27 protein-coding genes are annotated in these 25,322 nt (G+C 68.2%); 18 read left to right on the top strand and 9 right to left on the bottom strand.

The window, feature by feature from the left end; genetic code table 11:
• The first annotated feature begins 101 nt into the window (after window positions 1-101).
• From rpsF to LZ009_RS07240, 6 genes are all read left to right on the top strand, one after another.
• Window positions 102-467 (top strand): 30S ribosomal protein S6, encoded by a 366-nt coding sequence (gene rpsF / locus LZ009_RS07265; protein WP_275697243.1) that lies wholly within the window; start codon window positions 102-104, stop codon window positions 465-467.
• Between the two features lie 16 nt (window positions 468-483).
• On the top strand, window positions 484-774 hold the full coding sequence (gene priB, locus LZ009_RS07260; RefSeq protein ID WP_275697242.1) for a primosomal replication protein N: 291 nt from the start codon (window positions 484-486) through the stop codon (window positions 772-774).
• 15 nt (window positions 775-789) lie between these two features.
• Window positions 790-1,071: a 30S ribosomal protein S18 gene (gene rpsR, locus LZ009_RS07255; protein WP_275697241.1), complete on the top strand. Its 282-nt coding sequence runs from the start codon at window positions 790-792 to the stop codon at window positions 1,069-1,071.
• Window positions 1,072-1,081: 10 nt separating this feature from the next.
• Window positions 1,082-1,534, top strand: coding sequence for a 50S ribosomal protein L9 (gene rplI, locus LZ009_RS07250; protein WP_275697240.1), 453 nt, complete (start codon window positions 1,082-1,084; stop codon window positions 1,532-1,534).
• Between the two features lie 150 nt (window positions 1,535-1,684).
• Window positions 1,685-3,097, top strand: a complete 1,413-nt coding sequence (gene dnaB, locus LZ009_RS07245) for a replicative DNA helicase (RefSeq protein WP_275697239.1) — start codon at window positions 1,685-1,687, stop codon at window positions 3,095-3,097.
• Between the two features lie 81 nt (window positions 3,098-3,178).
• On the top strand, window positions 3,179-3,526 hold the full coding sequence (locus tag LZ009_RS07240; protein WP_275697238.1) for a hypothetical protein: 348 nt from the start codon (window positions 3,179-3,181) through the stop codon (window positions 3,524-3,526).
• A gap of 39 nt (window positions 3,527-3,565) precedes the next feature.
• Here LZ009_RS07240 and LZ009_RS07235 read toward each other — a convergent pair whose 3' ends face one another.
• From LZ009_RS07235 to LZ009_RS07225, 3 genes are all read right to left on the bottom strand, one after another.
• Window positions 3,566-5,251: a PhoH family protein gene (locus tag LZ009_RS07235; RefSeq protein ID WP_275697237.1), complete on the bottom strand. Its 1,686-nt coding sequence runs from the start codon at window positions 5,249-5,251 to the stop codon at window positions 3,566-3,568.
• Window positions 5,252-5,445: 194 nt separating this feature from the next.
• Window positions 5,446-5,922: a peroxiredoxin gene (locus tag LZ009_RS07230; protein WP_275697236.1), complete on the bottom strand. Its 477-nt coding sequence runs from the start codon at window positions 5,920-5,922 to the stop codon at window positions 5,446-5,448.
• A gap of 116 nt (window positions 5,923-6,038) precedes the next feature.
• On the bottom strand, window positions 6,039-6,413 hold the full coding sequence (locus LZ009_RS07225; RefSeq protein WP_275697235.1) for an Mth938-like domain-containing protein: 375 nt from the start codon (window positions 6,411-6,413) through the stop codon (window positions 6,039-6,041).
• Window positions 6,414-6,490: 77 nt separating this feature from the next.
• On the opposite strand from LZ009_RS07225, the gene LZ009_RS07220 reads away from it, so the two are divergent.
• Genes LZ009_RS07220 through moaD form a run of 6 tightly spaced genes read left to right on the top strand, consistent with a single transcriptional unit; the run spans window position 6,491 to window position 12,464 of the window.
• On the top strand, window positions 6,491-7,717 hold the full coding sequence (locus tag LZ009_RS07220; RefSeq protein ID WP_275697234.1) for a pyridoxal phosphate-dependent aminotransferase: 1,227 nt from the start codon (window positions 6,491-6,493) through the stop codon (window positions 7,715-7,717).
• A complete protein-coding gene (locus LZ009_RS07215) occupies window positions 7,714-9,036 on the top strand; it encodes a homoserine dehydrogenase (protein ID WP_275697233.1) in 1,323 nt (440 codons plus the stop codon). Before LZ009_RS07220 ends, LZ009_RS07215 begins: the two co-directional genes overlap by 4 nt.
• Before the next feature lie 5 nt (window positions 9,037-9,041).
• Window positions 9,042-10,451 carry a threonine synthase gene (thrC, locus tag LZ009_RS07210; protein WP_275697232.1) on the top strand — a complete coding sequence of 470 codons (1,410 nt, stop codon included), beginning with the start codon at window positions 9,042-9,044 and terminating at the stop codon, window positions 10,449-10,451.
• Window positions 10,448-10,981: a molybdopterin-guanine dinucleotide biosynthesis protein B gene (gene mobB, locus LZ009_RS07205; protein ID WP_275697231.1), complete on the top strand. Its 534-nt coding sequence runs from the start codon at window positions 10,448-10,450 to the stop codon at window positions 10,979-10,981. Before thrC ends, mobB begins: the two co-directional genes overlap by 4 nt.
• Window positions 10,978-12,216, top strand: a complete 1,239-nt coding sequence (locus LZ009_RS07200; RefSeq protein ID WP_275697230.1) for a molybdopterin molybdotransferase MoeA — start codon at window positions 10,978-10,980, stop codon at window positions 12,214-12,216. The genes mobB and LZ009_RS07200 overlap by 4 nt, the downstream gene beginning before the upstream one ends.
• Entirely contained in the window at window positions 12,213-12,464 is a 252-nt protein-coding gene (gene moaD, locus LZ009_RS07195) for a molybdopterin converting factor subunit 1 (RefSeq protein ID WP_275697229.1), read from the top strand. The genes LZ009_RS07200 and moaD overlap by 4 nt, the downstream gene beginning before the upstream one ends.
• On the opposite strand, the gene LZ009_RS07190 is transcribed toward moaD, so the two are convergent.
• A complete protein-coding gene (locus tag LZ009_RS07190; RefSeq protein WP_275697228.1) occupies window positions 12,465-13,178 on the bottom strand; it encodes a formylglycine-generating enzyme family protein in 714 nt (237 codons plus the stop codon). It lies immediately after the preceding gene.
• 40 nt (window positions 13,179-13,218) lie between these two features.
• Between LZ009_RS07190 and LZ009_RS07185 the strand changes: the two genes are divergently transcribed.
• Both LZ009_RS07185 and LZ009_RS07180 read left to right on the top strand, forming a co-directional pair.
• On the top strand, window positions 13,219-13,698 hold the full coding sequence (locus tag LZ009_RS07185; protein ID WP_275697227.1) for a molybdenum cofactor biosynthesis protein MoaE: 480 nt from the start codon (window positions 13,219-13,221) through the stop codon (window positions 13,696-13,698).
• 25 nt (window positions 13,699-13,723) lie between these two features.
• On the top strand, window positions 13,724-15,874 hold the full coding sequence (locus LZ009_RS07180) for a prolyl oligopeptidase family serine peptidase (protein WP_275697226.1): 2,151 nt from the start codon (window positions 13,724-13,726) through the stop codon (window positions 15,872-15,874).
• 37 nt (window positions 15,875-15,911) lie between these two features.
• On the opposite strand, the gene LZ009_RS07175 is transcribed toward LZ009_RS07180, so the two are convergent.
• Window positions 15,912-16,418 carry a MarR family winged helix-turn-helix transcriptional regulator gene (locus tag LZ009_RS07175; RefSeq protein WP_275697225.1) on the bottom strand — a complete coding sequence of 169 codons (507 nt, stop codon included), beginning with the start codon at window positions 16,416-16,418 and terminating at the stop codon, window positions 15,912-15,914.
• Between the two features lie 90 nt (window positions 16,419-16,508).
• Between LZ009_RS07175 and LZ009_RS07170 the strand changes: the two genes are divergently transcribed.
• Window positions 16,509-17,483: a tripartite tricarboxylate transporter substrate binding protein gene (locus LZ009_RS07170; RefSeq protein WP_275697224.1), complete on the top strand. Its 975-nt coding sequence runs from the start codon at window positions 16,509-16,511 to the stop codon at window positions 17,481-17,483.
• Window positions 17,483-18,697, top strand: a complete 1,215-nt coding sequence (locus LZ009_RS07165; protein WP_275697223.1) for a flavin-dependent oxidoreductase — start codon at window positions 17,483-17,485, stop codon at window positions 18,695-18,697. Before LZ009_RS07170 ends, LZ009_RS07165 begins: the two co-directional genes overlap by 1 nt.
• 115 nt (window positions 18,698-18,812) lie before the next feature.
• Here LZ009_RS07165 and LZ009_RS07160 read toward each other — a convergent pair whose 3' ends face one another.
• A complete protein-coding gene (locus tag LZ009_RS07160; protein WP_275697222.1) occupies window positions 18,813-19,385 on the bottom strand; it encodes a hypothetical protein in 573 nt (190 codons plus the stop codon).
• 99 nt (window positions 19,386-19,484) lie between these two features.
• Between LZ009_RS07160 and clpB the strand changes: the two genes are divergently transcribed.
• The gene (gene clpB, locus LZ009_RS07155; RefSeq protein WP_275697221.1) at window positions 19,485-22,109 is read left to right on the top strand and encodes an ATP-dependent chaperone ClpB; all 2,625 of its coding nucleotides are present in this window, start codon (window positions 19,485-19,487) and stop codon (window positions 22,107-22,109) included.
• Between the two features lie 46 nt (window positions 22,110-22,155).
• Window positions 22,156-22,419 (top strand): hypothetical protein, encoded by a 264-nt coding sequence (locus tag LZ009_RS07150; protein WP_275697220.1) that lies wholly within the window; start codon window positions 22,156-22,158, stop codon window positions 22,417-22,419.
• Between the two features lie 2 nt (window positions 22,420-22,421).
• Here LZ009_RS07150 and LZ009_RS07145 read toward each other — a convergent pair whose 3' ends face one another.
• From LZ009_RS07145 to LZ009_RS07135, 3 genes are all read right to left on the bottom strand, one after another.
• Entirely contained in the window at window positions 22,422-22,742 is a 321-nt protein-coding gene (locus tag LZ009_RS07145; RefSeq protein ID WP_275697219.1) for a hypothetical protein, read from the bottom strand.
• A gap of 51 nt (window positions 22,743-22,793) precedes the next feature.
• Entirely contained in the window at window positions 22,794-23,771 is a 978-nt protein-coding gene (locus LZ009_RS07140) for a Bug family tripartite tricarboxylate transporter substrate binding protein (protein WP_275697218.1), read from the bottom strand.
• 73 nt (window positions 23,772-23,844) lie between these two features.
• Window positions 23,845-25,278 carry an amidase gene (locus LZ009_RS07135; RefSeq protein WP_275697217.1) on the bottom strand — a complete coding sequence of 478 codons (1,434 nt, stop codon included), beginning with the start codon at window positions 25,276-25,278 and terminating at the stop codon, window positions 23,845-23,847.
• Window positions 25,279-25,322 lie beyond the last annotated feature (44 nt).

Genomic DNA, 25,322 nt, shown 5'->3' with positions numbered 1-25,322 from the left:
CCGCTTCGGCGGGCTTTGTGCTTTCGGGCTATAATCTTGGGCTTCCCTTGCCGCACCCCGTCTTGACGCCGGAGGCGGCTTTCAATCCTCAAGGAGAACGAATGCGTCACTATGAAATCGTCTTGCTGATCCACCCGGATCAAAGCGAGCAGGTTCCGGCCATGCTGGAGCGCTACAAGGGCATGATCACCGCCGGCAACGGCAAGGTGCATCGCGTGGAAGACTGGGGCCGCCGCCAGCTGGCCTACCAGATCAACAAGCTCGCCAAGGCTCACTTCCTGTGCGTGAACATCGAGGCCGACCAGGCCGTGATGAACGAGCTGGAGCACGCCTTCCGCTTCAACGACGCCGTCCTGCGCCACCTCACCGTGGTCAAGAAGAAGGCCGACACCGGCCCGTCGTCGATGATGAAGACGGTGGAGCGCGAGGAAGCCCGCAAGCAGCAGCAGGCGGAGTTCCAGTCCTGATCGGCGCAAGCCGGGAGTGAACCAGACGATCCTGAGCGCCCGTATCGCGGAGGCCAAGGCCCTGCGCTACACGCCGGCCGGATTGCCAGCCATCGACCTGCGGCTCGAACACGAGTCGGAAGCCCTGGAAGCGGGGCAGAAGAGGCAGGTCAAGGTGGAGATCCGGGCGGTGGCTTTCGGGACCGATGCCGAGACCCTTGCCAGGCAGGCGGTCGGCAGCGGCTTCCGGTTCACGGGCTTCCTGGCGGCGTTCCGCAACGGCAAGCACCCGGTCCTGCACATCCAGTCATTTCAGCAAGATATCTAATTCGTAGAGGTCCCCATGGCCACCTTCAAGAAGTTCAACAAGGACAAGCGTCCGAAGCGCAACACCCAGTCGCTGCTGTTCAAGCGCAAGCGCTTCTGCCGCTTCACCGTCGCCGGCGTCGAAGAGATCGACTACAAGGACGTCGACACCCTGCGCGATTTCATTTCCGAAAACGGCAAGATCATCCCCGCGCGCCTGACCGGCACGCGCGCGATCTACCAGCGCCAGCTGAACACCGCCATCAAGCGCGCGCGCTTCCTGGCCCTGCTGCCGTATTCCGACCAGCACCGCATCTGAGGAAGTAGCCATGCAAGTCATCCTGCTCGAGAAAGTCATCAACCTGGGCAACCTGGGCGAGATCGTGAAGGTGCGTGACGGCTACGCCCGCAACTTCCTGATCCCGCAAGGCCACGCCCGCCGCGCCACCGAAGCCAACAAGGCCGAATTCGAAGCCAAGCGCGTCGAACTGGAAAAGGCCGCCGCCAAGAAGCTGGCCGACGCGCAAGCGCAAGGCGAGAAGCTGGCCGGCCAGACCGTCAAGCTGACCCAGAAGGCCGGCGTCGACGGCCGCCTGTTCGGCTCGGTCACCAACTTCGACATCGCCGAGGAACTCACCAAGATGGGTTACCCGGTCGCCAAGGCCCAGGTGCGCATGCCCAACGGCCCGATCAAGACCGTCGGCGACAGCAGCGTCTCCGTGGCGCTGCACACCGACGTGGTGGTGGACATCAACGTCACCGTCTACGGCGAAACCGCGTAAAGCGGCGCGCCCCGACGAAAGGCCGCCCGAGGGCGGCCTTTTTCTTTTCTGAACAGGCTCCGGCCGGTTGTCCACAGCATTCCCCCAGTGTTGTCACTGGACATTTCTACAGCCCGCGGGACAATCCGGGTTTGAGGAGAGAGTGAATCCATGGCCGCAGTCCTGAGCGCCGATTTCGACGAGTTTCCGCGCGACCGGGAGGTGGCGCAGCTGCGCATTCCGCCGCACTCGATCGAGGCGGAGTCCAGCGTGCTGGGCGGCCTGCTGCTCGACAACGGCGCCTGGGACCGCGTGGGCGACCTGCTGACCGACGGCGACTTCTACCGTTACGAGCACAAGCTGATCTACGCGGCCATAGGCGCGCTGATCAACTCCAGCCGCCCGGCCGACGTCATCACCGTCTTCGAGCAGTTGCAGAGCCTGGGCAAGGCCGACGAGATCGGCGGCCTGGTCTACCTGAACTCGCTGGCGCAGTACGTGCCGAGCGCCGGCAACATCCGGCGCTACGCCGAGATCGTCCGCGAGCGCTCCATCCTGCGCAAGCTGGTCTCGGCCAGCGACGAGATCGCCACCGCGGCCTTCAACCCGCAGGGCAAGCCGGTCGAGAAGATCCTCGACGAGGCCGAGCAGAAGATCTTCCACATCGGGGAAGAGGGCTCGCGCATGAAGCAGGGCTTCCAGGGCATGGACAGCCTGGTGGTGCAGCTGCTCGACCGCGTGCAGGAGATGGCGGACAACCCGAACGACATCACGGGCGTGCCCACCGGCTTCTACGACTTCGACCGCATGACCTCGGGCCTGCAGGCCGGCGACCTGATCATCCTGGCGGCGCGCCCCTCGATGGGCAAGACCTCGCTGGCCATCAACATCGCCGAGCACGTGGCGCTGAACGAAGGCCTGCCGGTGGCGGTGTTCTCCATGGAAATGGGCGCCTCGCAGCTGGCCGTTCGTATCGTCGGCTCCATCGGCCGCATCGACCAGGGCCACCTGCGCACCGGCAAGCTGACCGACGACGAGTGGCCGCGCCTCACGGAAGCCATCGAGAAGCTGCGCAACATCTCCCTGCACATCGACGAGACGCCCGGCCTGACGGTGAGCGAACTGCGGGCCAACGCCCGGCGCCTGGCCCGCCAGTGCGGCGGCAAGCTCGGGCTGATCGTGGTCGACTACCTGCAGCTGATGAGCACCTCCAGCAGCATGAGCGAGGAAAACCGCGCCACGGCGGTGGGCGAGATCTCGCGCGGCCTGAAGATGCTGGCCAAGGAGCTCGGCTGCCCGCTGATCGCGCTGTCGCAGCTGTCGCGCGGCGTCGAGGCCCGCACCGACAAGCGCCCCATGATGAGCGACCTGCGCGAATCCGGTGCCATCGAGCAGGACGCCGACCTGATCATGTTCATCTACCGCGACGACTACTACAACAAGGACTCCAAGGAGCCCGGCGTCTCGGAAGTGATCATCAGCAAGCACCGCAACGGGCCCACCGGCACGGTGAAGATGGCCTTCATCAAGAACCTGACCAAGTTCGAGAATCTCGCTTCGGGCGGCAGCGGCGACGATTTCTGACGCCTCCGTCGCGCTGCTTTCCTACTTGGCAGCGGCGTGGAAAGGCGGATGCTTGCTCCTGCAAAGATTCAGGAGAAGCACATGGGCAAGGAAGAACATCCGCTGCTGCCGGAAGCGTCGGCTGCAGCGATCGAGGCGCTGCCGGCCGACGCATCGGCGCTGGACAAGGTCAAGGCCGCGGACGCCGCGCGCGACGGCTTTCCGGGCGAGCACTGGCTGGTGCTGGCCATCGGCATCGGTGTGTGGCAATTCACGCGCACCCACCGCAACGTGCTGGTGCGTACGGCGGGTGGCTTTGCTGCGGCGGCCCTGGTCGCGCGCGCCGCATCCGGCCGCGAAGGCGTGTGGAAGATCCTGCGCTACACGCCCTTCGGCAGCCGCATCGACCGGTGTCCGCCCTGCGAGACCGGTGCGACGCGACGCCCCTGACCACCGTGTCATCCCCGCCTGCGCGGGGATGACGGAGCCCTAAAGCACTTCGCTCGCGAAATCCGCCAGCCGCGACCGCTCGCCGCGTGCCAGCGTGATGTGCCCGCTGTGGGGCCAGCCCTTGAACTTGTCGACCGCGAAGGTCAGGCCCGAGGAGCCTTCCGTGAGGTAAGGCGTGTCGATCTGCGCCAGGTTGCCCATGCAGATGATCTTGCTGCCCGGGCCGGCGCGCGTGATCAGCGTCTTCATCTGCTTGGGCGTCAGGTTCTGCGCCTCGTCGATGATCACGTACTTGTTCAGGAAAGTCCGCCCGCGCATGAAGTTCATGCTCTTGATCTTGATCTTGGAGCGGATCAATTCGTTGGTGGCGGCACGACCCCACTCGCCGGCGCTGCCCTCGGTCTTGCCCAGCACTTCCAGGTTGTCGTCCAGCGCGCCCATCCAGGGGCCCATCTTCTCTTCCTCGGTGCCGGGCAGGAAGCCGATGTCCTCGCCCACGCTCACGGTGGCGCGGGTCATGATGATCTCGGTGTAGCGGCGGTCGTCCAGCACCTGCGTGAGGCCGGCGGCCAGCGCCATCAGCGTCTTGCCGGTGCCGGCCGTGCCGGTCAGCGTGACGAAGTCGACTTCCGGATCCATCAGCAGGTTCATCGCGAAGTTCTGCTCGCGGTTGCGCGTGGTGACGCCCCACACCGAGTTCTTCAGGTGGCCGTAGTCCTTCAGCGTCTTCAGCACCGCCGTCTTGCCGCGGATCTCGATCACGCGGGCATACAGGCTCGGCTCGCCCGGCGCCTCGAAGAACACGAACTGGTTGATCAGCAGCGAGGGCACGATGGGGCCGCTGATCCGGTAGAAGGTGTGGTGGCCGGACTGCCAGCTTTCCACCGTCTTGCCGTGCTTGATCCAGAAGTCCGGCGGCAGGGCCAGCGAACCCGAGTACATCAGGTCCAGGTCGTCCAGCGCCTTGTCGTTCTGGTAGTCGTCGCACTTCAGGCCCAGCGCGCGCGCCTTGACGCGCATGTTGATATCCTTGGACACCAGCACCACTTCGCGCGGCGTGTGCTTTTCCTGCAGCGCCTGCACCACCGACAGGATCTGGTTGTCGGCCTTGCCCGGGGGCAGGCCCAGCGGCAGCCCGCTGTTGGACAGCGGCATGGTCTGGAAGAACAGGTTGCCGGTCGCCTCGCGGTGCCCGGTGCGGTCCAGCTTCAGGCCATGGGCGATGTCGGCGCCTTCGCTGCCCGCCAGGGCGTCGAGCGAGCGGCTCACCTGGCGCGCGTTGCGCGCCACTTCGGTCATGCCCTTCTTGTGGCCGTCCAGTTCCTCCAGCACGATCATCGGCAGGAAGATGTCGTGTTCCTCGAAGCGGAACAGGCTCATCGGGTCGTGCATCAGGACGTTGGTGTCCAGCACGAACATCTTGGCCGGGCCGGTCGATTTCTTCTTCTTGGGCGCGGGAGCGGGCAGGGTGACGTTCTTCTTGCGCGCCGGCTGCGGCTCGTCCAGGTAGGTCTCGATGTCGCCGGCATAGGCGCCGACGGCCACGTCGCCGCCGCCCGCGCGCGGGTCGAAGTCGTCTTCGGCCTGGGGATGCTCAGCGAGCAGCGACTCCTGCGCCGGCGACTCCGATTTTCGCGCCGCCTTGTGCGAGGAACGGGCCGGAGCATCGTAGGCTTCCGGCGGGAGCATGGCGGCGCGCTTGGTCGGTGCGGGAGGCAGGGGCATGGGTGTTACAGCTCTCGGATGAGGAGGACGAAAAACAAAAAAGCCGCCAGGCGGGCCAGGCGGCTTCTTCGGGACTGACGGTGATGACGCGGAGCGTCGGGATCAACGGCATGAATTCATTATGCACATCGCGCGCTGCGCAACAATGTCAGCCGGTTACCTGTTGCGCCTATACGTCAAGCCCTACAGTGGCCTCATGCGGCCTTCTTCAGCAGCTTGACGGCCTTGAGCACGTCGTCGACGTGGCCCGGCACCTTCAGGCCGCGCCATTCCTGCTTGAGGATGCCGTCGGCGCCCACCAGGAAGGTGCTGCGTTCGATGCCCTTGACCTTCTTGCCGTACATGATCTTGTTCTTGACCACGCCGAACATGTGGCACATCTTTTCTTCCGTGTCGGCGATCAGGTCGAACGGCAGTTCCAGCTTGGTCTTGAACTCGTCGTGCGACTTCATGTTGTCGCGCGACACGCCCATGACCACCGCGCCGGCCTTCACGAAGTCCTTGTACTTGTCACGGAACTGCATGGCCTCGGTCGTGCAGCCCGGGGTGTTGTCCTTCGGATAGAAGTACAGCACCAGGATCTGGCCCAGGTGGGACGTGTTGGTGACCTTGATGCCGCCGGTGGCGCTCGCTTCGAATTCGGGGAGGGGTTTGTTGACTACGATCGCCATAGGTCCTGGTCGGGTATGTGGTTCTGTGTGAGTGCGAGTCGGCGGCTCGGGCTTCGCGCAGGCCCTTGTCGCAACACGAGATTTTACCGCAGAACCGCCCCCGCCCGCCTGCTCCTTCAGGAGGGGTTATCGAGGAGCAGGGCCACTGCCACGTCCCTTCCTTCCTGGGCCAGGATGTTGTAGGTGCGGCAGGCTGCCGGCGTGTCCATGGTCTCGATGCCGATGCGCGCCGCGCCCAGGGAGGCCAGCCAGGCCGGCTTGGGGAAGCGGATGCGCGTCCCGCTGCCGAAGATCACCACCTCCACGCCCAGGTCGGCGATCTGCCGGAAGTGCTCCGGCCCCAGCTGCTCGAAGCTGCCGGCCCATTCCAGGCGCTGGCCGCGCGCGCCCAGCACCACGTTGTGCGTGATTTTTTCCTGCCCCACGGCCACCCAGCCGGGCCCGTGGGCGCTGATGGTCTGGGCGTCGGATTGATCGGGCTGGAGTTTCAAGGCGGCTCGGGGAAGGTTGGCGGGTCTGTGGTCAAATTATAGGTTTCCCCTAGTGCAATCCCCCTTCAGGAGTGGCTTTGAAGACCGTCCAGAAATCCACCAAGCTGGCCAATGTCCTGTACGACATCCGGGGTCCCATCATGGACGCCGCCCGGCAGATGGAGGAAGAGGGCCACAAGGTGATCAAGCTGAACATCGGCAACCTCGCCGTCTTCGGCTTCGACGCGCCCGAGGAAATCCAGCAGGACATGATCCGCAACCTGCCGAATTCGGCGGGCTACACCGACAGCAAGGGCATCTTCGGCGCGCGCAAGGCGGTGATGCACTACACCCAGCAGCAGGGCATCAAGGGCGTGACGCTCGACGACGTCTGGCTGGGCAACGGGGCCAGCGAGCTGATCGCCATGGCGACCAACGCGCTGCTGAACGAGGGGGACGAACTGCTCCTGCCCTCGCCGGACTACCCCCTGTGGACGGCCTCGACGGCGCTTTCCGGCGGCACGCCGGTGCACTACCTGTGCGACGAGTCCAACGGCTGGATGCCCGACCTGGACGACCTGCGCCGCAAGATCACGCCGGCCACCAAGGGCATCGTGGTGATCAACCCGAACAACCCCACCGGCGCGCTGTACTCCGACGAACTGCTCAAGGAGATCGTCGCCATCGCCCGGCAGCACGGGCTGGTCATCTTCGCCGACGAGGTCTACGACAAGGTGCTGTACGACGGCGCGAAGCACACCGCCATCGGCAGCCTGTCGGAAGACGTGCTGACCATCACCTTCAACTCGCTGTCCAAGAGCTACCGTTCCTGCGGCTACCGCGCCGGCTGGATGGTGGTTTCGGGCGACAAGCGCGCCGCCACCGACTACATCGAGGGGCTGACCATGCTCTCGAACATGCGGCTGTGCGCCAACGTCCCCGGCCAGTGGGCCATCCAGACCGCCCTCGGCGGCTACCAGAGCATCAACGAGCTGATCGCCCCCAGCGGGCGCCTCGGCCGCCAGCGCGACGTCGCCTACGAAGCGATCACCGCGATACCGGGCGTCACCTGCGTCAAGCCGCAGGCGGCGCTGTACATGTTCCCGCGACTCGATCCCAAGATGTACCCGATCCAGGACGACCGCCAGTTTTTCCTGGAGCTGCTCCAGGAAACCCGGGTGATGCTGGTGCAGGGCACCGGCTTCAACTGGCCGCAGCCGGATCACTTCCGCATCGTCTTCCTGCCGCATGAAGACGACCTGCGGGAAGCCATCTCGCGGATCGCCCGGTTCCTCGCCCAATATCGCAAACGCCACTCCACATGAAACCGATACAAGTCGGCCTGCTGGGCATAGGCACCGTCGGAAGCGGTGTCTTCAATGTCCTGAAACGCAACCAGGCCGAGATCCAGCGGCGCGCCGGCCGCGCCATCGAAATCACGATGGTCGCGGACCTCGACACCGCCCGCGCCCAGGCCGTGGTGGGCAAGTCCGCCAGGGTCGTCAAGGACGCCCGTGAAATCATCGCCAACCCCGACATCGACATCGTCATCGAGCTGATCGGCGGCTACGGCATCGCCCGCCAGCTGGTGATGGACGCCATCGCCCAGGGCAAGCACGTGGTCACGGCCAACAAGGCGCTGCTGGCCGTGCACGGCACCGAGATCTTCGCCGCCGCCCACGCCAAGGGCGTGATGGTGGCCTTCGAAGCCGCGGTCGCCGGCGGCATTCCCATCATCAAGGCGCTGCGCGAAGGCCTCACGGCCAACAGCATCGAGTGGATCGCCGGCATCATCAACGGCACCACGAACTTCATCCTGTCCGAGATGCGCGACAAGGGCCTGGACTTCGGCGTGGTGCTGAAGGAGGCGCAGCGCCTGGGCTATGCCGAGGCCGACCCGACCTTCGACATCGAAGGCGTGGACGCCGCGCACAAGGCCACCATCATGAGCGCCATCGCCTTCGGCGTGCCGGTGCAGTTCGACAAGGCCTATGTCGAAGGCATCACCAAGCTGGCGGCGCAGGACATCGAGTACGCCGAGCAATTGGGCTACCGCATCAAGCTGCTGGGCATCACCAAGCGCCGGCCCGAGGGCATCGAGCTGCGCGTGCACCCGACGCTGGTGCCGTGCAAGCGCCTGATCGCCAGCGTGGAAGGCGCGATGAACGCGGTGGTGGTGCAGGGCGACGCCGTCGGCACCACGCTGTACTACGGCAAGGGCGCGGGCAGCGAGCCGACCGCCAGCGCGGTGATCGCCGACCTGGTGGACATCACCCGCCTGCACACCGTCGACGCGGCGCATCGCGTGCCGCACCTGGCCTTCCAGCCGGACCAGATGAGCGAGGCGCCCATCCTGCCGATGTCCGAGGTGGTGACCAGCTACTACCTGCGCCTGCGCGTCGCCGACCAGGCGGGCGTGCTCGCCAAGGTCGCCAGCCTGCTGGCCGGCGCGGGCGTGAGCATCGACGCGATGCTGCAGCGCGAAGCTTCCGCCGTCGGCGGCGCGGGTTCGACCCACACCGACCTGATCCTGCTGACGCACAGCGTGCGCGAAGGCACCATGAACGAGGTGATTGCGCAGATGCAGGCGCTGCCCACCGTGCTGGCGCCGATCACGCGGATCCGCAAGGAAGAACTGGCCTGAAGCCGATGCTGTACCTCTCCACGCGCGGCCATCCCGACCGCAAGCATTTCTGCGAGATCCTGCTCGAAGGCCTGGCGCCCGACGGCGGCCTGTACCTGCCGGAACGCTATCCGCAGGTCGACGCCGCCACGCTGGCCAAGTGGCGCGGCCTGCCGTATGCGGACCTCGCCTTCGAGATCCTGTCGCTCTACATCGACGACATCCCGGCGGCGGACCTGCGGGCCATCTGCCGCAAGACCTACACGCAGGAAGTGTTCGGCACCCGCGAGATCGTCCCGCTGAAGAAGCTGGAGGAGGGCGTGTACCTCGAAGGCCTGTCCAACGGCCCCACGCTGGCCTTCAAGGACATGGCCATGCAGCTGCTGGGGAACCTGTTCGAGTACGAACTGGGCCGCCGCGGCGAGGAGCTGAACATCCTGGGCGCGACCTCCGGCGACACCGGCAGCGCCGCCGAATACGCGATGCGCGGCAAGAAGGGCGTGCGGGTCTTCATGACCTCGCCGCACGGCCGCATGAGCCCCTTCCAGCAGGCGCAGATGTTCAGCCTGCAGGACGCCAACATCCACAACCTGGCGGTAGAAGGCGTGTTCGACGACTGCCAGGACATCGTCAAGGCGGTGTCCAACGACCTCGAATTCAAGCGCAAGTACCGCATCGGCACGGTGAACTCGATCAACTGGGCGCGCCTCGTGGCCCAGGTCGTCTACTACTTCGCGGGCTACTTCCAGGCCGCGAAGGCCAACGGCGAGAAGGTCAGCTTCGCCGTCCCTTCCGGCAATTTCGGCAACATCTGCGCCGGCCACGTGGCGCGCAGCATGGGCCTGCCCATTGCGCAGCTGGTGCTGGCGACCAACGAGAACGACGTGCTGGACGAGTTCTTCCGCACCGGCGTGTACCGCGTGCGCGGCAGCGCCGACACCTACGAGACGTCCTCGCCCTCGATGGACATCTCCAAGGCCAGCAACTTCGAGCGCTTCGTGTTCGACCTGCTGGGGCGCGACGGCGCCAAGGTGCGCTCCCTGTTCGCCGAGGAACTGCCGGCCAGGGGACGCTTCGACCTTTCCGGCGACATCGCGCGGGCGCGTTCGCAGTACGGCTTCGTCTCCGGCCGCAGCAGCCATGCCGACCGCCTGGCGACCATCCGCTCCACCTTCGAACGCTTCGGCACCCTGATCGACACGCACACGGCCGACGGCCTGAAGGTCGCGCGCGAGCACCTGCAGCCCGGCACGCCGATGATCGTGCTGGAGACCGCGCTGCCCATCAAGTTCGCCGCGACCATCGTCGAGGCGCTGGGGCGCGAGCCCGAGCGGCCGGCGAGGTTCGCCGGCATCGAGGCCTTGCCCAAGCGCGTGACCGTGCTGCCGGCCGACGCGGCGCGGGTGAAGCAATTCATCGCCGCGCACTGCGCATGAAGGCCGTCGGCTTCGCCGGCTTCTCGGGCGCGGGCAAGACCCACCTGGTGGAGCGCCTGATCCCCGCGCTCAAGCTGCGCGGCCTGCGGGTGTCCGTGGTCAAGCACGCGCACCACAAGTTCGACATCGACCATCCCGGCAAGGACACCTACCGCCATCGCGAGGCCGGCGCCTTCGAGGTAGTGGTCGCGTCCGACCGGCGCCTGGCGCTGATCCGCGAGTTCGAGCAGCCGGCGGAACTGTCGGTGCACCAGCTGATCGCCGAGCTGTACGACGGCGTCGACTGGGTGCTGGTGGAAGGCTTCAAGCAGAGCAGCCTGCTGAAGGTCGAGGTCTGGCGCGCGGCCGTCGGCAAGCCGGCCCGCTACCCCGACGACGACTTCATCGTGGCCATCGCCACCGACTCGCCGGCGCAGCTGCCGCAGGAAACCCTGAGGCCGGTGCTCGATCTGAACGACCCCGACGCGGTGGCGCAGTGGCTGGTCGACAATGGCGACCGCTTCGACTACGACGCGGAGAAATACACGTGAACGCACCCCGGCCCGGCGCCAAGCCCTTGCGCAGCCTCGACGACGCCCTGGCTGCCTTGCTGGCGCAGGCCGAGCCGTTCGCGGACACGCAAGCGGTCTCGCCCTTCGACGCCGATGGCCGCGTGCTGGCGGAAGACCTCGTCTCGGCGCTCCAGGTGCCACCGCAGGACAACAGCTCCATGGACGGCTATGCCGTGCGCTGCGCCGAGATCGCCGACGAGGGCGTGCCGCTTCCGGTCAGCCAGCGCATCCCCGCCGGCGCCGCGCCGCAGCCGCTGCAGGCCGGCACCGCGGCGCGCATCTTCACCGGCGCGCCCGTGCCCGCGGGGGCCGACGCGATCGTGATGCAGGAGGACACCGAAGCGCAGGACGACGGCAAGGTGCGCATCCTGCGCATGCCGGTGCCCGGCCAGTGGATCCGCGCCAGCGGCGAGGACATCACCCGCGGCAGCACGGTGCTGGCGCGCGGCGAGCGCCTCGGCCCCGCGGCGCTGGGTCTGGCGGCCAGCATCGGGCGCGACCGCATCCGCGTCGCGCGCAGGCCGCGCGTGGCGCTGTTCTCCACCGGCGACGAGCTGGTGATGCCCGGCGACGTCGCGCCCGAAGCGATGAAGCCGGGCGCGATCTACAACTCCAACCGCTTCTTCCTGCGCAGCCTGCTGCTGCGCCTGGGCTGCGAAGTCGACGACCTCGGCATCGTCCCCGACCGGCGCGATGCGACGGTGCAGGCGCTGCAACAGGCCGCAACGAACAACGACGTGATCCTCACCAGCGGCGGCGTGTCCGTCGGCGAGGAAGACCACATCAAGCCCGCCGTGGAGCAGCTGGGGACGCTGGACCTGTGGCAGATCTCGATGAAACCGGGCAAGCCGTTCGCCCATGGCCGCGTCGGCCAGGCGCATTTCATCGGCCTGCCGGGCAATCCGGTCTCGAGTTTCGTCACGTTTCTCCTGCTGGTGCGCCCCTTCCTGCTGAAGCTGCAGGGTGCAACGCGCCTCGCCCCGCCCGCGCTGCAGTTGCCGGCGCATTTCGACTGGCCGCGCGCCGACCGGCGCCGCGAGTTCCTGCGCGCGCGCCGCAACGAGGCAGGCGGGCTGGAGCTCTTTCCCAACCAGAGCTCCGGCGTGCTGACCTCCACCGTGTGGGCCGACGGCCTGGTCGACGTGCCGGCGGGGCAGACCATTGCCCGCGGCGACCTCGTGCGCTTCCTGCCGCTGGCGGAGCTGCTGGCATGAACGTCCGCCTGAAATACTTCGCCTCGATCCGCGAGGCCGTGGGGCAGGGCAGCGAGACGCTGCAGACCCGCGCCGAAACACTGGCGGCGCTGCGCGACGAGCTGATCGCGCGCGGCGAGCCCTATGCCGGCGCCCTGGCGCGCGGCAAGGCCGTGCGCATGGCGCTCGACCAGGCGATGTGCGAGGAGAGCGTGGCCCTGCGCGAGGGCGCCGAAGTGGCTTTCTTCCCGCCCGTCACCGGCGGCTGATCACGGCGCGGCGTCGCGCGCGAGGCGCAGGCCGATCCGCGGATCGCGCCGGTCCGGCTCGTAGCGGTTGCGGATGGCGCAGCGCACGTAGTTCGCCTTGCCGTCCCACGAACCGCCGCGGATGACGTACTTGCCTTCGGGCTGCGGGTTGCCGTATGGCGAGTCGAAGCGGCTCGCCGTCCATTCCCAGACGTTGCCGCTCATGTCGTGCAGTCCCAGGCCGTTGGCGCGCTTGGTGGCCACCGGGTGCGTCATGTTGCCGGCGTCCATCTTGTTGTACCAGGCGACGTGCAAGAGCTCCTCAGTCTTGTCCGTGCCCGCGAAGGTCTCGTCCTTGCCGCCGCTGCGGCAGGCGTATTCCCATTCCGCCTCGGACGGCAGGCGGTAGCGGCCGCCAGCGGCATTGAGGCGGCGGACGAACTCCTGGGCGTCGTTCCACGACACCATCTCCACCGGGGCGGTCTCGCCCAACGGGAAGCGCGCGGGGTTGGCACCCATCACGGCCAGCCACTGGCCCTGTGTGACTTCGGTGCGGCCGATCTCGAAGGCCTGGAGGCAGACCTCGTGCACGGGGCGTTCGTGCTTCTCGCCGCTTTCCGTCCCCATCCGGTAGCAGCCGCCGGGAACGCGAACCATGTCGAATTGCACCGGCTGCGCGCCGGCAGCCAGCATTGCGAGCAGCGGCAGTGCCGCGAGCCATGTCCTCGTGCGCATGGGATTTCCTCCAGCCCGCGACTGTAGGGGAAAATGGGCCATGCCCGCCGCCCGCGTTTCCATCCAGACCCAGGACTTCGACCTCGCCGCCGAAATCGCCGCCTTGCGCGGCCAGGACGCGGGCGTGGGCGCGGTCTGCAGCTTCATCGGCACGGTGCGCGACCGCAACGACGGCAGCGCCGTCAGCGCGATGGAGCTGGAGCACTACCCGGGCATGACGGAGAAGGCGATCGAGCAGATGATCGACGAAGCCTTCCGCCGCTTCGACATCCGTGGCGCCCGCGTGATCCATCGCGTCGGGCCGCTGCAGCTGCAGGACCAGATCGTGCTGGTCGTGGTGACTTCCGCGCACCGGGGCCAGAGCTTCCAGGCCTGCGAGTTCCTGATGGACTACCTGAAGACGCAGGCGCCGTTCTGGAAGAAGGAAAGCACGCCCGAAGGCGAGCGCTGGGTCGACGCCCGCGTGGCGGACGACGCGGCGCTGGCGCGCTGGGGCGTCGACGCCGGCAAGAACACATAACAAGCGAGGAGACCTCTTGAAGTCCATGAAGTCATGGCGCATCGCTGCGCTTGCCCTGTTGCTGCCCTGGGGTGCCGCCCAGGCACAAAACGGGCCCCCCGTCGCACCCGTCCGCGACCATGTCGACACCTGGCACGGCGTGCAGGTGCACGACCCGTACCGCTACATGGAGAACCTGGCCGATCCGCAGGTGCGCAACTGGATGCTGGCGCAAGGCGCTTACGCGCGGACGGCGCTCGATCGCCTGGAAGGGCGCGCGGCGCTGGAGAAGCGGCTGGCCGCCATCGATGCCGGACTCGGCGACCGCCGCTTCGACATCACGCGCCTCGCTTCGGGCGCGCTGTTCTACGCCTTGAAGGGCAGGCACGACCGGCAGGTGAAGATCGCGATGCGCGAGCGCGCGGACGGCCCGGAACGCGTGCTGGTCGATCCGGACCTGGCGGCGCGCCGCACCGGCATTCCCCATGCCGTGAACTGGTGGGTGCCGTCCTGGGACGGGCGCTACCTCGCCTATGGCCTGTCGGCCGGCGGCTCCGAGGACGCCAGCCTGGTCGTGGTCGACGTGCAGACGGGCCGGCAGGTGGGCGAAGCCGTGACGCGCGTTCCCGACGGCGGCGTGAGCTGGCTGCCGGACAGCCGCACCATCGCCTTCAACCGCCTGCGCCAGCTGACCGCGGAAGACCCGGCGACGGAGCAGTACCTCGACAGCGCCGTGCACCTGCTGAAGGTGGGCGAGCCGGCCAATCGCGCGCGGGCGGTTTTCGGTCCGACGGTGAACAAGGACCTGGGCCTGCGCCGCCTGGACAACGCGCGCCTGCTGTTCGCTCCCGGCAGTCCTTGGGTGGTGGCGGCCACCAACGACACGACGCAGCGCGAAGGCTCGGTGTTCGTGGCACGCGCCGCCGACCTGGCCGGCGGCACCGTCGCCTGGCGCCGCCTGGCCGGCTTCGACGACCACTGGGTCGAGCTCGCGCTGCGCGGCGACCAGCTGTTCCTGCTGACGACCAAAGGGGTGCCGCGCCGCCAGCTGCTGGAGCTGGACCTGCGCAGCGAAGGCGCGACGCCGCGGCTGGCCGCGAACCCGCCGGCAGACGGCGTGATCGAAGGCTTCACCGTCGGGCGCGAGCAGCTGCTGCTTCGGGTGCGCCAGGGAGCGAACATCGGCCTGCGGGCCTACGCGGCCGGCGATCCCGAAGGCAAGGCGATCGTCACGCCCTTGCACGGCGCGGCTTCCGTCGCCGAGGACCCCGCCCATGCGCATGCGGACTTCATCTACCAGGAGACCAGCTGGACGGTCCCGGGCCGCGCGTTCCTGCTGCGCGCCGCCCAGTCGCGTCCGCTGGCCGCCTTCGACACCGCCACGCCGGCGGGCCTCCCGAAGCTGGTGGTGCGCGACGTGCTGGTGCCCAGCCACGACGGCGTGCTCGTGCCCATGACCGTGATGCACCGCAAGGACCTGTCCCGCAAGGAGCCGCATCCGACGCTGCTGCTTGGCTACGGCTCCTACGGCTTCAGCGAGACCGCCGGCTTCCGCGCCCGCAACATCCCGTGGCTGGAACGCGGCGGCGTGATCGCCGTGGCCAACGTGCGCGGCAGCGGCGTGCTGGGCGACGACTGGCGCATGGCCGGAACGCGCCTGAAGAAGCCCAACACCTGGAAGGACGCGATCGCCTGCGGCCAGTACCTGGTGAAGGAGGGCTATGCGACGCCGCGCATGCTGTCCATCATGAGCGGCAGCGCCGGCGGCGTGTTTGCCGGCCGCGCCATCACCGAGGCGCCCGCGCTGTTCGGCGCCGCGGTGATCCACGTGGGCATGCTGGATGCGGTGCGCGCCGAGGACACGGCCAACGGCATCACCAACATCTCGGAGTTCGGCTCGGTGAAAGATGCCGACGGCTTCCGCGGCCTGCTGGAGATGAGCGCCTACCACCAGGTGCGCGACGGCACGGCTTATCCCGCGGTGCTGCTGGTGCACGGCCTCAACGACCCGCGCGTCGATGCCTGGAACAGCGCCAAGATGGCGGCGCGCCTGCAGGCGGCGAGCACGAGTGGCAGGCCGGTGCTGCTGCGCGTGGACGCGCAGGATGGCCACGGCGTCGGCCGGACTGTCGCGCAGGCGCGGTCCATCGATGCGGACGTGTACAGCTTCCTGTGGTGGCAGGCGATGGGGCGATGAAAGAGCGCCGTCGTCCCCGTGCAGGCGGGGACCGCGGCTACGGCGACAACGGGCGGGCCGCGGCCGGCGGCACGAAGGCCGCCCGCGCTTCCTCTTCAAGCTCCCCGGTCAGCAGCTGCAGCAGTTCCAGCAACTGCTCCTGCTGTTCCCTGGCCAGCGGCGCCATCAGCCGCTTGTAGGCCTTCTCGGCCGGCTTCTGCGCCTGCTGCAGCACGCTGGCGCCTTCGGCAGTCAGGGTGACGGAGATGTTGCGCTTGTTGTCCTCGGCCGGCACCCGGGCGACGAAGCCGCGCGATTCCAGCCCGCGCAGCACGCGCAGGACGGTCACCTTGTCGAAGCCGAGCGCCCGGGCCAGGCTGGACTGGCCCATGCCGGGATGGGCCTGCAGGACGGTCAGAACCCCGAACTGGGCGGGCGTGAGGCCCAGGTCCTTGCAGGCGTCCTCGAACACCGCTGCCGAGATCTGGTGGGCGCGGCGCAGCAGGAAGCCGGGGCGCGCGTAGAGCCGGGACAGGCTGGTGGGGGACTTGGGCGGGGTTGCCACGGTTTGTTGCAAAGTGCGGGAATGCGCGAATTGTGCCCTGCCGGGCCGGGCCCGGATAATCGTTAGCATGCAAACACAAAGGAAACAGCCATGAAAGTCCTGTTCCGACTGGCCGCCGCCGCCACCGTGGCGCTGAGCTCGCTGGCCGCCCTGGCGCAGGCGCCCGCCGCCGCCAGCCAGGTGCCGCTCAAGCTCATCGTTCCCTTCACGCCGGGCACCGGCATCGACCTCATCGCCCGCACCGTCGGCCCGCGCCTGGGCCAGCGACTGGGCCGCCCGGTGGTGGTCGACAACCGCGCCGGCGCCTCGGGCAACATCGGCACCGAGGCCGTGGTGCGCGCGCCGGCCGACGGCAATACGCTGCTGGTCAGCGTGAACACGCTGGTGATGAACCGCGGCCTCTACCCGCACCTGCCGTTCGACCCGGTCAAGGACCTGCAGCCGGTGTCGCTCACCAGCTGGGGCCAGCTGCTGCTGGTCACGCACCCCGGCACGCGCCTGAAGACCGCGGGCGAGCTGGTGGCCGCCGCCAAGGCCAGGCCCGGCCGACTGAACTACGCCAGCCCCGGCGTGGGCACGCCGCACCACATGTCGATGGAGCTGTTCAAGCAGGCCACCGGCACCTTCCTCACGCACATCCCCTACCGCGGCACGGCGCAGGCCGTCACCGACCTGCTGGGCGGCCAGGTGGACGCGATGTTCCTTCCGATCCACGTCGCGCTGCCGCACATCAAGAGCGGCAAGCTGGTCGCGCTCGGCATCGGCTCGGAGCACCGCCATCCCCTCTTGCCCGAGGTGCCGACCCTGGCCGAGGCCAAGGCCGGCAAGGTGAACGTCGACATGTGGTACGGCATCTTCGCGCCCAACGGCACCTCGCCCGAATTCATCGCGCGCATCAACCACGAGCTGAAGGACATCCTGGCCAGCCCCGAGGTGCGCACCGCCTTCCAGACCCAGGGCATGGATCCGGCCGCGAGCACTCCCGAGGATTTCCGCAAGCTGGTGACGCGCGATGCGGACCGCTGGGCGGCGCTGGTGAAGCAGCAGAACATCAAGGCCGAATGATGTGCATCGCGATCGTCGGAGGCGGCATCGGCGGCCTCGCCCTGGCCTTGGGACTGCACCAGCGCGGCTTGGCTTGCGACGTCTACGAGAGCGCGGCCGAGATCCGCGAGATCGGCGTCGGCATCACGCTGCTGCCGCACGCGATGCGCGAGCTGGCGGCGCTGGGCGTGCAGCCCGAGCTGGAAGCGCTCGGCATCGAGAACCTGGAGAGCGTGTTCTTCAACCGCTGGGGGCAGTTCATCTACCGCGAGCCGCGCGGCCGCCACGGCGGCTACGCGCTGCCGGAGATCGGCATCCACCGCGGCAAGCTGCACGCGGTGCTGTACCGGGCCGCGGTGGAGCGCCTGGGCGCGGCACGCATCCACCTGGACCACCGCTGCACAGGCGCGGAGCAGGACGCCGAGGGGGTCAGCCTGCGCTTCGAGAACCGGCCGGAGGTTGCGGCGGACGTCGTGATCGCCTGCGATGGCGTCAATTCGGCGCTGCGCCGCCAGTTCTATCCGCAGGAAGCCCCGGCCTTTGCCGGCATCAACACCTGGCGCGGCACCACGGTGCACAAGCCCATCCTCACCGGCAAGAGCTACCTGCGCATCGGTTCCATCGACACCGGCAAGATGGTGATCTACCCGATCGCCGACAACGTCGACGGCCGGGGCAACCAGCTGGTGAACTGGGTGGCCGAACTGCGCCGCGCCGACGCCGGCATGAACGACTGGAACAAGCCGGGCCGGCCGGAGGACGTCGTGCCCATGTTCGCGGACTGGAAGTTCGACTGGCTCGACGTGCCGGCGCTGATTGCCGGCGCGTCGCAGGTGTTCGAATACCCGATGGTCGACAAGGACCCGGTGGCGCGCTGGACCTTCGGCCGCATCACCTTCCTGGGCGACGCGGCGCATCCGATGTACCCGCGCGGCTCGAACGGCAGCGCGCAGGCGCTCATCGATGCGGCCACGCTGGCGAGCGAGCTGGCCGCGGGTGGCGATGCGCAGGCCGCCTTGCAGCGCTACGAGGCGGTGCGGCTGCCGGCGACGGCGAAGGTCGTGGAGACCAACCGCACGGTTCCACCGGACTTCATCATCATGAAGGCCGACGAACTGGCGGGGCACCAGCCGTTTCCCGGCACGATCGACGACCTGATCAGCCAGGAGGAGCTGCGCAAGATCTCGGACGACTACAAGAAGGTCGCGGGGTTTTCGCTGCAGGCGCTGAAGTAGCGCGACTGCGTCATCCCCGCGCAGGCGGGGATCCAGGGCTTCCGCATTGAAAAAGCCCCGCGGCGCGGGGCTTCTGGACGCTCTGGATTCCCGCCTTCGCGGGAATGACAGCCTTTCAATTCAAATACCGCGGCTTGCTGCCGTCCCCGTCCTCGTGCGCCGGCTCGGCGGCGATGGCGGGGACGAAGCTTTCGCGCCATTGCGACTGCAACAGCGCCTGGTCCAGCAGGTGCATCAGCCCCTGCATCAGCTTGGGCTGCATCTCCATCTGGAAGCTGCGCGGCTTGCTGTCGCCGTTGGGCGGGCGCTCGTTGAAGTTCAGGCGCAGCGGCCCGTTGGCCAGCGGCGTCGCGTCGACGTCGGTCACCAGCAGCGGCTCCTCGCCCAGCGGCAGGCGGGCCTGGCCTTCCTTGTACGGCGTGTCGAAATCGGCGTGCTGCAGGAACTCTTCCTTGCGGAAATCCGCCAGCATCTTCTTCAGTTCGGGATTGGCGCCGGCCAGCGAGGCGCCCGCCGATTCGAGCTTCAGCAGGTGCTCGGTCAGCAGCTTGGTCAGCAGCGGCCACAGGCCCACCATGAGGCGGCGCGTGAGCCACATGCGCATCTCCTCCCCCTCGGTGGTGTTGATGCGCATCAGGATGCGGTCCTGCTCGGGCAGGTAGGTGACCGACATCTGGTGAATCTGCATGGCGCTTGATTCTAGTCACCCGAACGCGTCGCAACGGGGCTAGATTCCGTCCTTGAAAAGTGTTGTGTGGGGCCTATCTGGGCTGTAACGGAGCATTACATGCGACTCGACAAACTCACGACCAAATTCCAGGAGGCCCTGGCCGACGCCCAGAGCCTGGCGCTGGCCAACGACCACGCCTACATCGAACCCGCGCACCTGCTGGTGGCCATGCTGCGGCAGGAGGACGGTCCGCGCGCGCTGCTGCAGCGCGCGGGCGTCAACGTGCCCGGCTTGCTGGCAGCCGCCGAAGGCGCCATGCACAAGCTGCCGCAGGTGCAGGGTGGCGAGCAGGTCACCGTCGGCCGCGACCTCGGCGCGCTGCTGCAGGGGGCGGAGAAGGAAGCGCTCAAGCGCGGCGACCAGTTCATCGCCAGCGAGAACTTCCTGCTGGCCCTGGCGGACAGCAAGCAGGACATCGCCCGCATCGGCCGCGAAAACGGCTTGGTGCGCAAGTCGCTCGAATCGGCGGTCGACGCGGTGCGCGGCGGCCAGGGCGTCAACTCCGCCGAGGCCGAGGGCCAGCGCGAGGCGCTCAAGAAGTACTGCCTCGACCTGACCGAGCGCGCCCGCATCGGCAAGCTCGACCCGGTGATCGGCCGCGACGAGGAGATCCGCCGCGCGATCCAGGTGCTGCAGCGGCGCACCAAGAACAACCCGGTGCTGATCGGCGAGCCCGGCGTCGGCAAGACCGCGATCGTCGAGGGCCTGGCCCAGCGCATCGTGGCCGGCGAGGTGCCCGAGACGCTCAAGGGCAAGCGCGTCCTGTCGCTCGACATGGCGGCGCTGCTGGCCGGCGCCAAGTTCCGCGGCGAGTTCGAGGAGCGCCTGAAGTCGGTGCTCAACGAGCTGGCCAAGGACGAGGGGCAGACCATCGTCTTCATCGACGAACTCCACACCATGGTGGGCGCGGGCAAGGCCGAAGGCGCGATGGACGCCGGCAACATGCTCAAGCCGGCGCTGGCGCGCGGCGAGCTGCACTGCGTCGGCGCCACCACCCTCGACGAATACCGCAAGTACATCGAGAAGGACGCCGCGCTGGAGCGCCGCTTCCAGAAGATCCTGGTCGGCGAGCCCACGGTGGAAGCCACCATCGCCATCCTGCGCGGCCTGCAGGAGAAGTACGAGGTGCACCACGGCGTGGAGATCACCGACCCGGCCATCGTGGCCGCGGCCGAACTCTCGCACCGCTACATCACCGACCGCTTCCTGCCGGACAAGGCGATCGACCTGATCGACGAGGCCGCTTCCAAGATCAAGATCGAGATCGACTCCAAGCCGGAGGCCATCGACCGCCTGGACCGCCGCATGATCCAGCTGCAGATCGAGCGCGAGGCGGTGAAGAAGGAGAAGGACGAGGCTTCGCAGAAGCGCCTGGGCCTGATCGAGGAAGAGATCACGCGCCTGCAGAAGGAGAGCTCCGACCTGGAAGAGATCTGGAAGTCCGAGAAGGCGCAGGCCCAGGGCAGCGCGCACGTGAAGGAAGAGATCGACAAGCTGCGCCGCGAAATCGAGGAATCGACCCGCAAGGGCGACTTCAACAAGGTGGCCGAGCTGCAATACGGCCGGCTGCCGGCGCTGGAAAAGCAGCTGAAGGAAGCGCAGGACAGCGAAACGGCCAAGGGCAAGAGCGGCCGGCCGCAGCTGCTGCGCACGCAGGTCGGCGCCGAGGAAATCGCCGAGGTCGTGGCGCGCTCCACCGGCATCCCGGTCAGCAAGCTGATGCAGGGCGAGCGCGAGAAGCTGCTGCTGATGGAAGCCAAGCTGCACGAGCGCGTGGTCGGCCAGGACGAGGCGATCAGCGCGGTGGCCAACGCCATCCGCCGCTCGCGCTCGGGCCTGTCCGACCCGAACCGACCGACCGGCTCCTTCCTGTTCCTCGGCCCCACCGGCGTCGGCAAGACCGAGCTGTCCAAGGCCCTGGCCTACTTCCTGTTCGACAGCGAGGAGCACCTGATCCGCGTCGACATGAGCGAGTTCATGGAGAAGCACTCAGTGGCCCGCCTGATCGGCGCGCCGCCGGGCTACGTGGGCTACGAGGAGGGCGGCTATCTCACGGAAGCCGTGCGCCGCAAGCCCTACAGCGTGATCCTGCTCGACGAGGTCGAGAAGGCGCACCACGACGTCTTCAACGTGCTGCTGCAGGTGCTGGACGACGGCCGCCTCACCGACGGCCAGGGCCGCACCGTGGACTTCAAGAACACGGTGATCATCATGACGAGCAACATCGGCTCGCACATGATCCAGGCCATGGCGGGCAAGCCCTACGAGGACGTGAAGGAGCGGGTCTGGGACGAGCTGAAGAACCACTTCCGCCCCGAGTTCCTGAACCGCATCGACGAGACGGTGGTGTTCCACGGCCTGGACGCCGGCAACATCGCGCAGATCGCGAAGATCCAGCTGCGGGTGCTGGAACAGCGCCTGGCCAAGATGGACCTGCACCTGCAGGTGAGCGACGCGGCGCTGGAGGAACTGGCCAAGGTGGGCTTCGACCCGGTGTTCGGTGCGCGGCCCCTCAAGCGCGCGATCCAGCAGCGCATCGAGAATCCGCTGTCCAGGCTGATCCTCGAGGGGCGGTTCCCGCCCAAGAGCACCATCCCGGTGGAAGTGGACCCGGTGCGCGAGCCGGGCGTCTTCCACTTCGGCGGCGCCCAGGGCGCGAAACGGGAAGCGCAGGCGGCCTGAGCGCCGTCCTCATCGCCGCTTAAGGAAGGCGGGGCACAATGGGCCCATGCCTTCCCTCTTCGGCTTCCTCCTGCGGGTCCTGCTGTTCGCGGCGGGACTGGTCTTTGCCGCGAGCCTGGCGGTGGTGTTCCTGCTGCTGCTGGCGGTGTGGGCGCTGCGCGCAGGCTGGGCGGTCCTCACCGGCCGGCCGCGCACGCCCTTCGTGGTGCGCTTCCGCGCTGCCGAGGGCTTCCAGCGCACCTACCGCCGCGCGCAGACCGTGCGGCGTCCGCCGCTGGGCGACATCACGGACGTCGAACCGAAGCGCTGACCCTAGCGGCGCACCCGGCTTTTCTTGGACTTGAGCGGACCCACGGCGCCGCGCATCGTGCGCAGCAGCAGCAGCAGGACGACCGCCCCGCCCACCGCCAGCCCCAGCGACTGCACCACCGTGCCCGAGCCGGTCGGCCCGACGAACTGCGACAGCAGGAAGTCGCCGCCGATGAAGGCGCCGAACACGCCGACCAGCATTTCCTCGATCCGGACGATCCGGCCTGCGCTGCCCATGAGAAAGCCGCCGAGCCAGCCGGTGGCGGCGCCGACGGCGCAGATGATGAGGGGATGGATGGAAGCTCCTTGCCATGGAGCTTCCATGGAACACCATGGTGACAGGGTTTGGCCCTGCCGCCCGGGTTTCTTTTCCGGCTATTCCGAGGTGATCTTGCGCTCGCGCACGATCGCGCCCCACTTGGCCGATTCCTTCTGCATGAAATCGGTCAGTTCGGCGCGGGTGGTCGGCTGCGGCGTCAGGCCGTGCTTGGTGAGCGCGTCCCGCACTTCCGGGTCCTTCAGCACCTTCACCACTTCCTGGTTCCAGCGCTCGAGGATGGGCGCCGGCGTCCTGGCGGAGGCCACGAAGGCGTACCAGTTGAGCGCCTCGAAGCCCGGGAGGCCGGCCTCGGCCACCGTCGGGATGTTCGGCATGTAGGCCGGACGGGTCAGCCCCGTGGTTGCCAGCGGGACGAGCTTGCCAGTCTCGACGTGCGGCAGCGCCGTCGGCGGCGCCGCGAAGTAGCCGGTGAAGCGGTTGGCCAGCAGGTCCTGCATGGCGGGCGCGCCGCCCTTGTAGGGCACGTGCGTCATCTCCGCGCCTATGCGCTGCGCAAACAGTTCCCCCGTGAGGTGGGAGGCGGAGCCGGATCCGGTGGAGGCAAAGGTCACGTTGCCGGGCGACTTCTTCGCCGCGGCGATGAAGTCGGCCAGCGTCTTGATGCCGGACTCCTTGCTCACCACCAGCATGTTGGGGAAGTAGACGCCGCCGGACACCGGCGCCAGGTCCTTGAAGGGGTCGTAGCCGACCTTCATCATGTGCGGCGCGATCGTCAGCGGCCCGATGGAGCCGAACAGCAACAGCGAGCCGTCGGCCGGCCCGTTGGCCGTGAGCTGGTGCGCGATGTTGCCGCCGGCGCCGGCCTTGTTGTCGACGATGACCGTCTGGCCGATGTTGTCGCCCAGCTTCTTGGCGATCAGGCGGGCGGCGGCATCGGCCGCGCCGCCGGGGGCGAAGCCGACCATCATGGTCACGGCCTTCTTCGGGGGAAAGTCCTGGGCCGTCGCCGGCCCCAGCGCCAGGCCGGCGGCGGCAAGGGCGAGGGCGGTGCGCAGCAGGCGGCGCTTGTTCATGCGGTTCTCCGGTAATGCTTGGGGGCCGGCCGAAGGTGCCACAAGCGGCCGCACCGCACAATGCGTGCAGACCTCAGGGCGGCCGCAGCTGCGTCCAGCCCGAAGCCGCCTCGTAGGCACGGGCCAGCGCGAGCACGGAAAGGTCGGCGCGCGCCGGCCCCGCGATCTGCATGCCCATGGGCAGGCCGTTGGCGCCGAAGCCCACCGGCACGTTGCAGACGGGCAGTCCCGCCAGCGTGAAGGGCGTGACGATCTCCATCCAGCGGTGGTAGGTGTCCATCGCCACGCCCGCAATCTCGGTCGGCCAGTGCAGCTGCGCGTCGAAGGGGAAGACCTGCGCGGTCGGCGCCACCACGTAGTCGTAGCGCTCGAACAGGCGCCGGAAGGCCTGGTAGACGGAGCTGCGCGCCACCGTCGCCTGGTAAAGCTGCGCCGCGGTGAGCGCGAAGCTTTCCTCGACCTCCCAGCGCGCCTCCGGCTTGATCTGCTCGCGCAGCGCCGGCTGCGCATACAGCGCGCCCAGCTTGCCGCCCACGAGCATCTGGCGCAGGCGCAGCCAGGCCGTCCAGTTGCGTTCGCGCGGCACGTCCAGGGTGCAGGCTTCGACCACGCAGCCCATGCCTTCCAGCGTCTCCAGGGCGGCTTCGCACAGTTCGCGGATGCCGGGCTCCAGCGGCAGGTCGGGCCAGATGCCGCCCAGCCAGCCGACCCGCTTGCCGGCGACGCAGGCGATGGGGTCGGCTGCGTCCGGGTCGGGCAGGGTGTCGTCCAGGGCGAGTGGCGCTCGCGCATCCCAGCCCGCCATGGTGGCGAGCAGGCGGGCGACGTCTTCCACCGTGCGGCCCATGGGCCCTTCGGTGCCCAGCTGCTGGAAGAACACGTCCTCCGCCGGCACCGCGGGCACGCGCCCGCGCGAGGGCCGGAAGCCGATCACGTTGTTGAAGGCCGCCGGGTTGCGCAGCGACCCGCCCATGTCGCTGCCGTCGGCGACCGGCAGCATGCCCAGGGCCAGGGCGACCGCGGCGCCGCCGCTGCTCCCGCCCGCGCTCTTGCCGGGATTCCAGGCGTTGCGGGTGAGGCCGTAGACCTTGTTGTAGGTGTGCGAGCCCAGTCCGAATTCCGGCGTGTTGGTCTTGCCGATCACGATGGCGCCGGCGCGCTTCATGCGCTGGACGAAGAGGGCATCCTCGCCGGCGATGCGCTTGCCGGTGGCGAGCGAGCCCAGCGTGGTCGGCAGGCCGGCCGCGTCGCTCAGGTCCTTCACCGCGATCGGGAAGCCGTGCATCCAGCCGGCCCGCTCGCCGCGCGCCAGGCGCTCGTCGCAGGCGCGGGCCTCGGCCAGCAGCGCGTCGCCATCCCGCAGGGCGACGATGGCGTTGTGCACTGGGTTGAGTGCCGAGATGCGGTCCAGGGTGGCCTGCATCAATTCGCGGCAGGACAGTTGCTTGCGCGCAACCTGCCCCGAAAGGGCAGTCGCGCCCAGCGCCAGGGGGGAACTCAGAGCCATGAGGCGCATTCTGACGAACTTGTCCTACTGCCGCGTAGGACTAA

This window comes from Ramlibacter paludis (assembly GCF_022012305.1).
Taxonomy (GTDB): Bacteria; Pseudomonadota; Gammaproteobacteria; order Burkholderiales; family Burkholderiaceae_C; genus Ramlibacter; species Ramlibacter paludis.
Note: the sequence above shows the minus strand (reverse complement) of the source record. Positions and strands in the feature narration are given on the sequence as shown.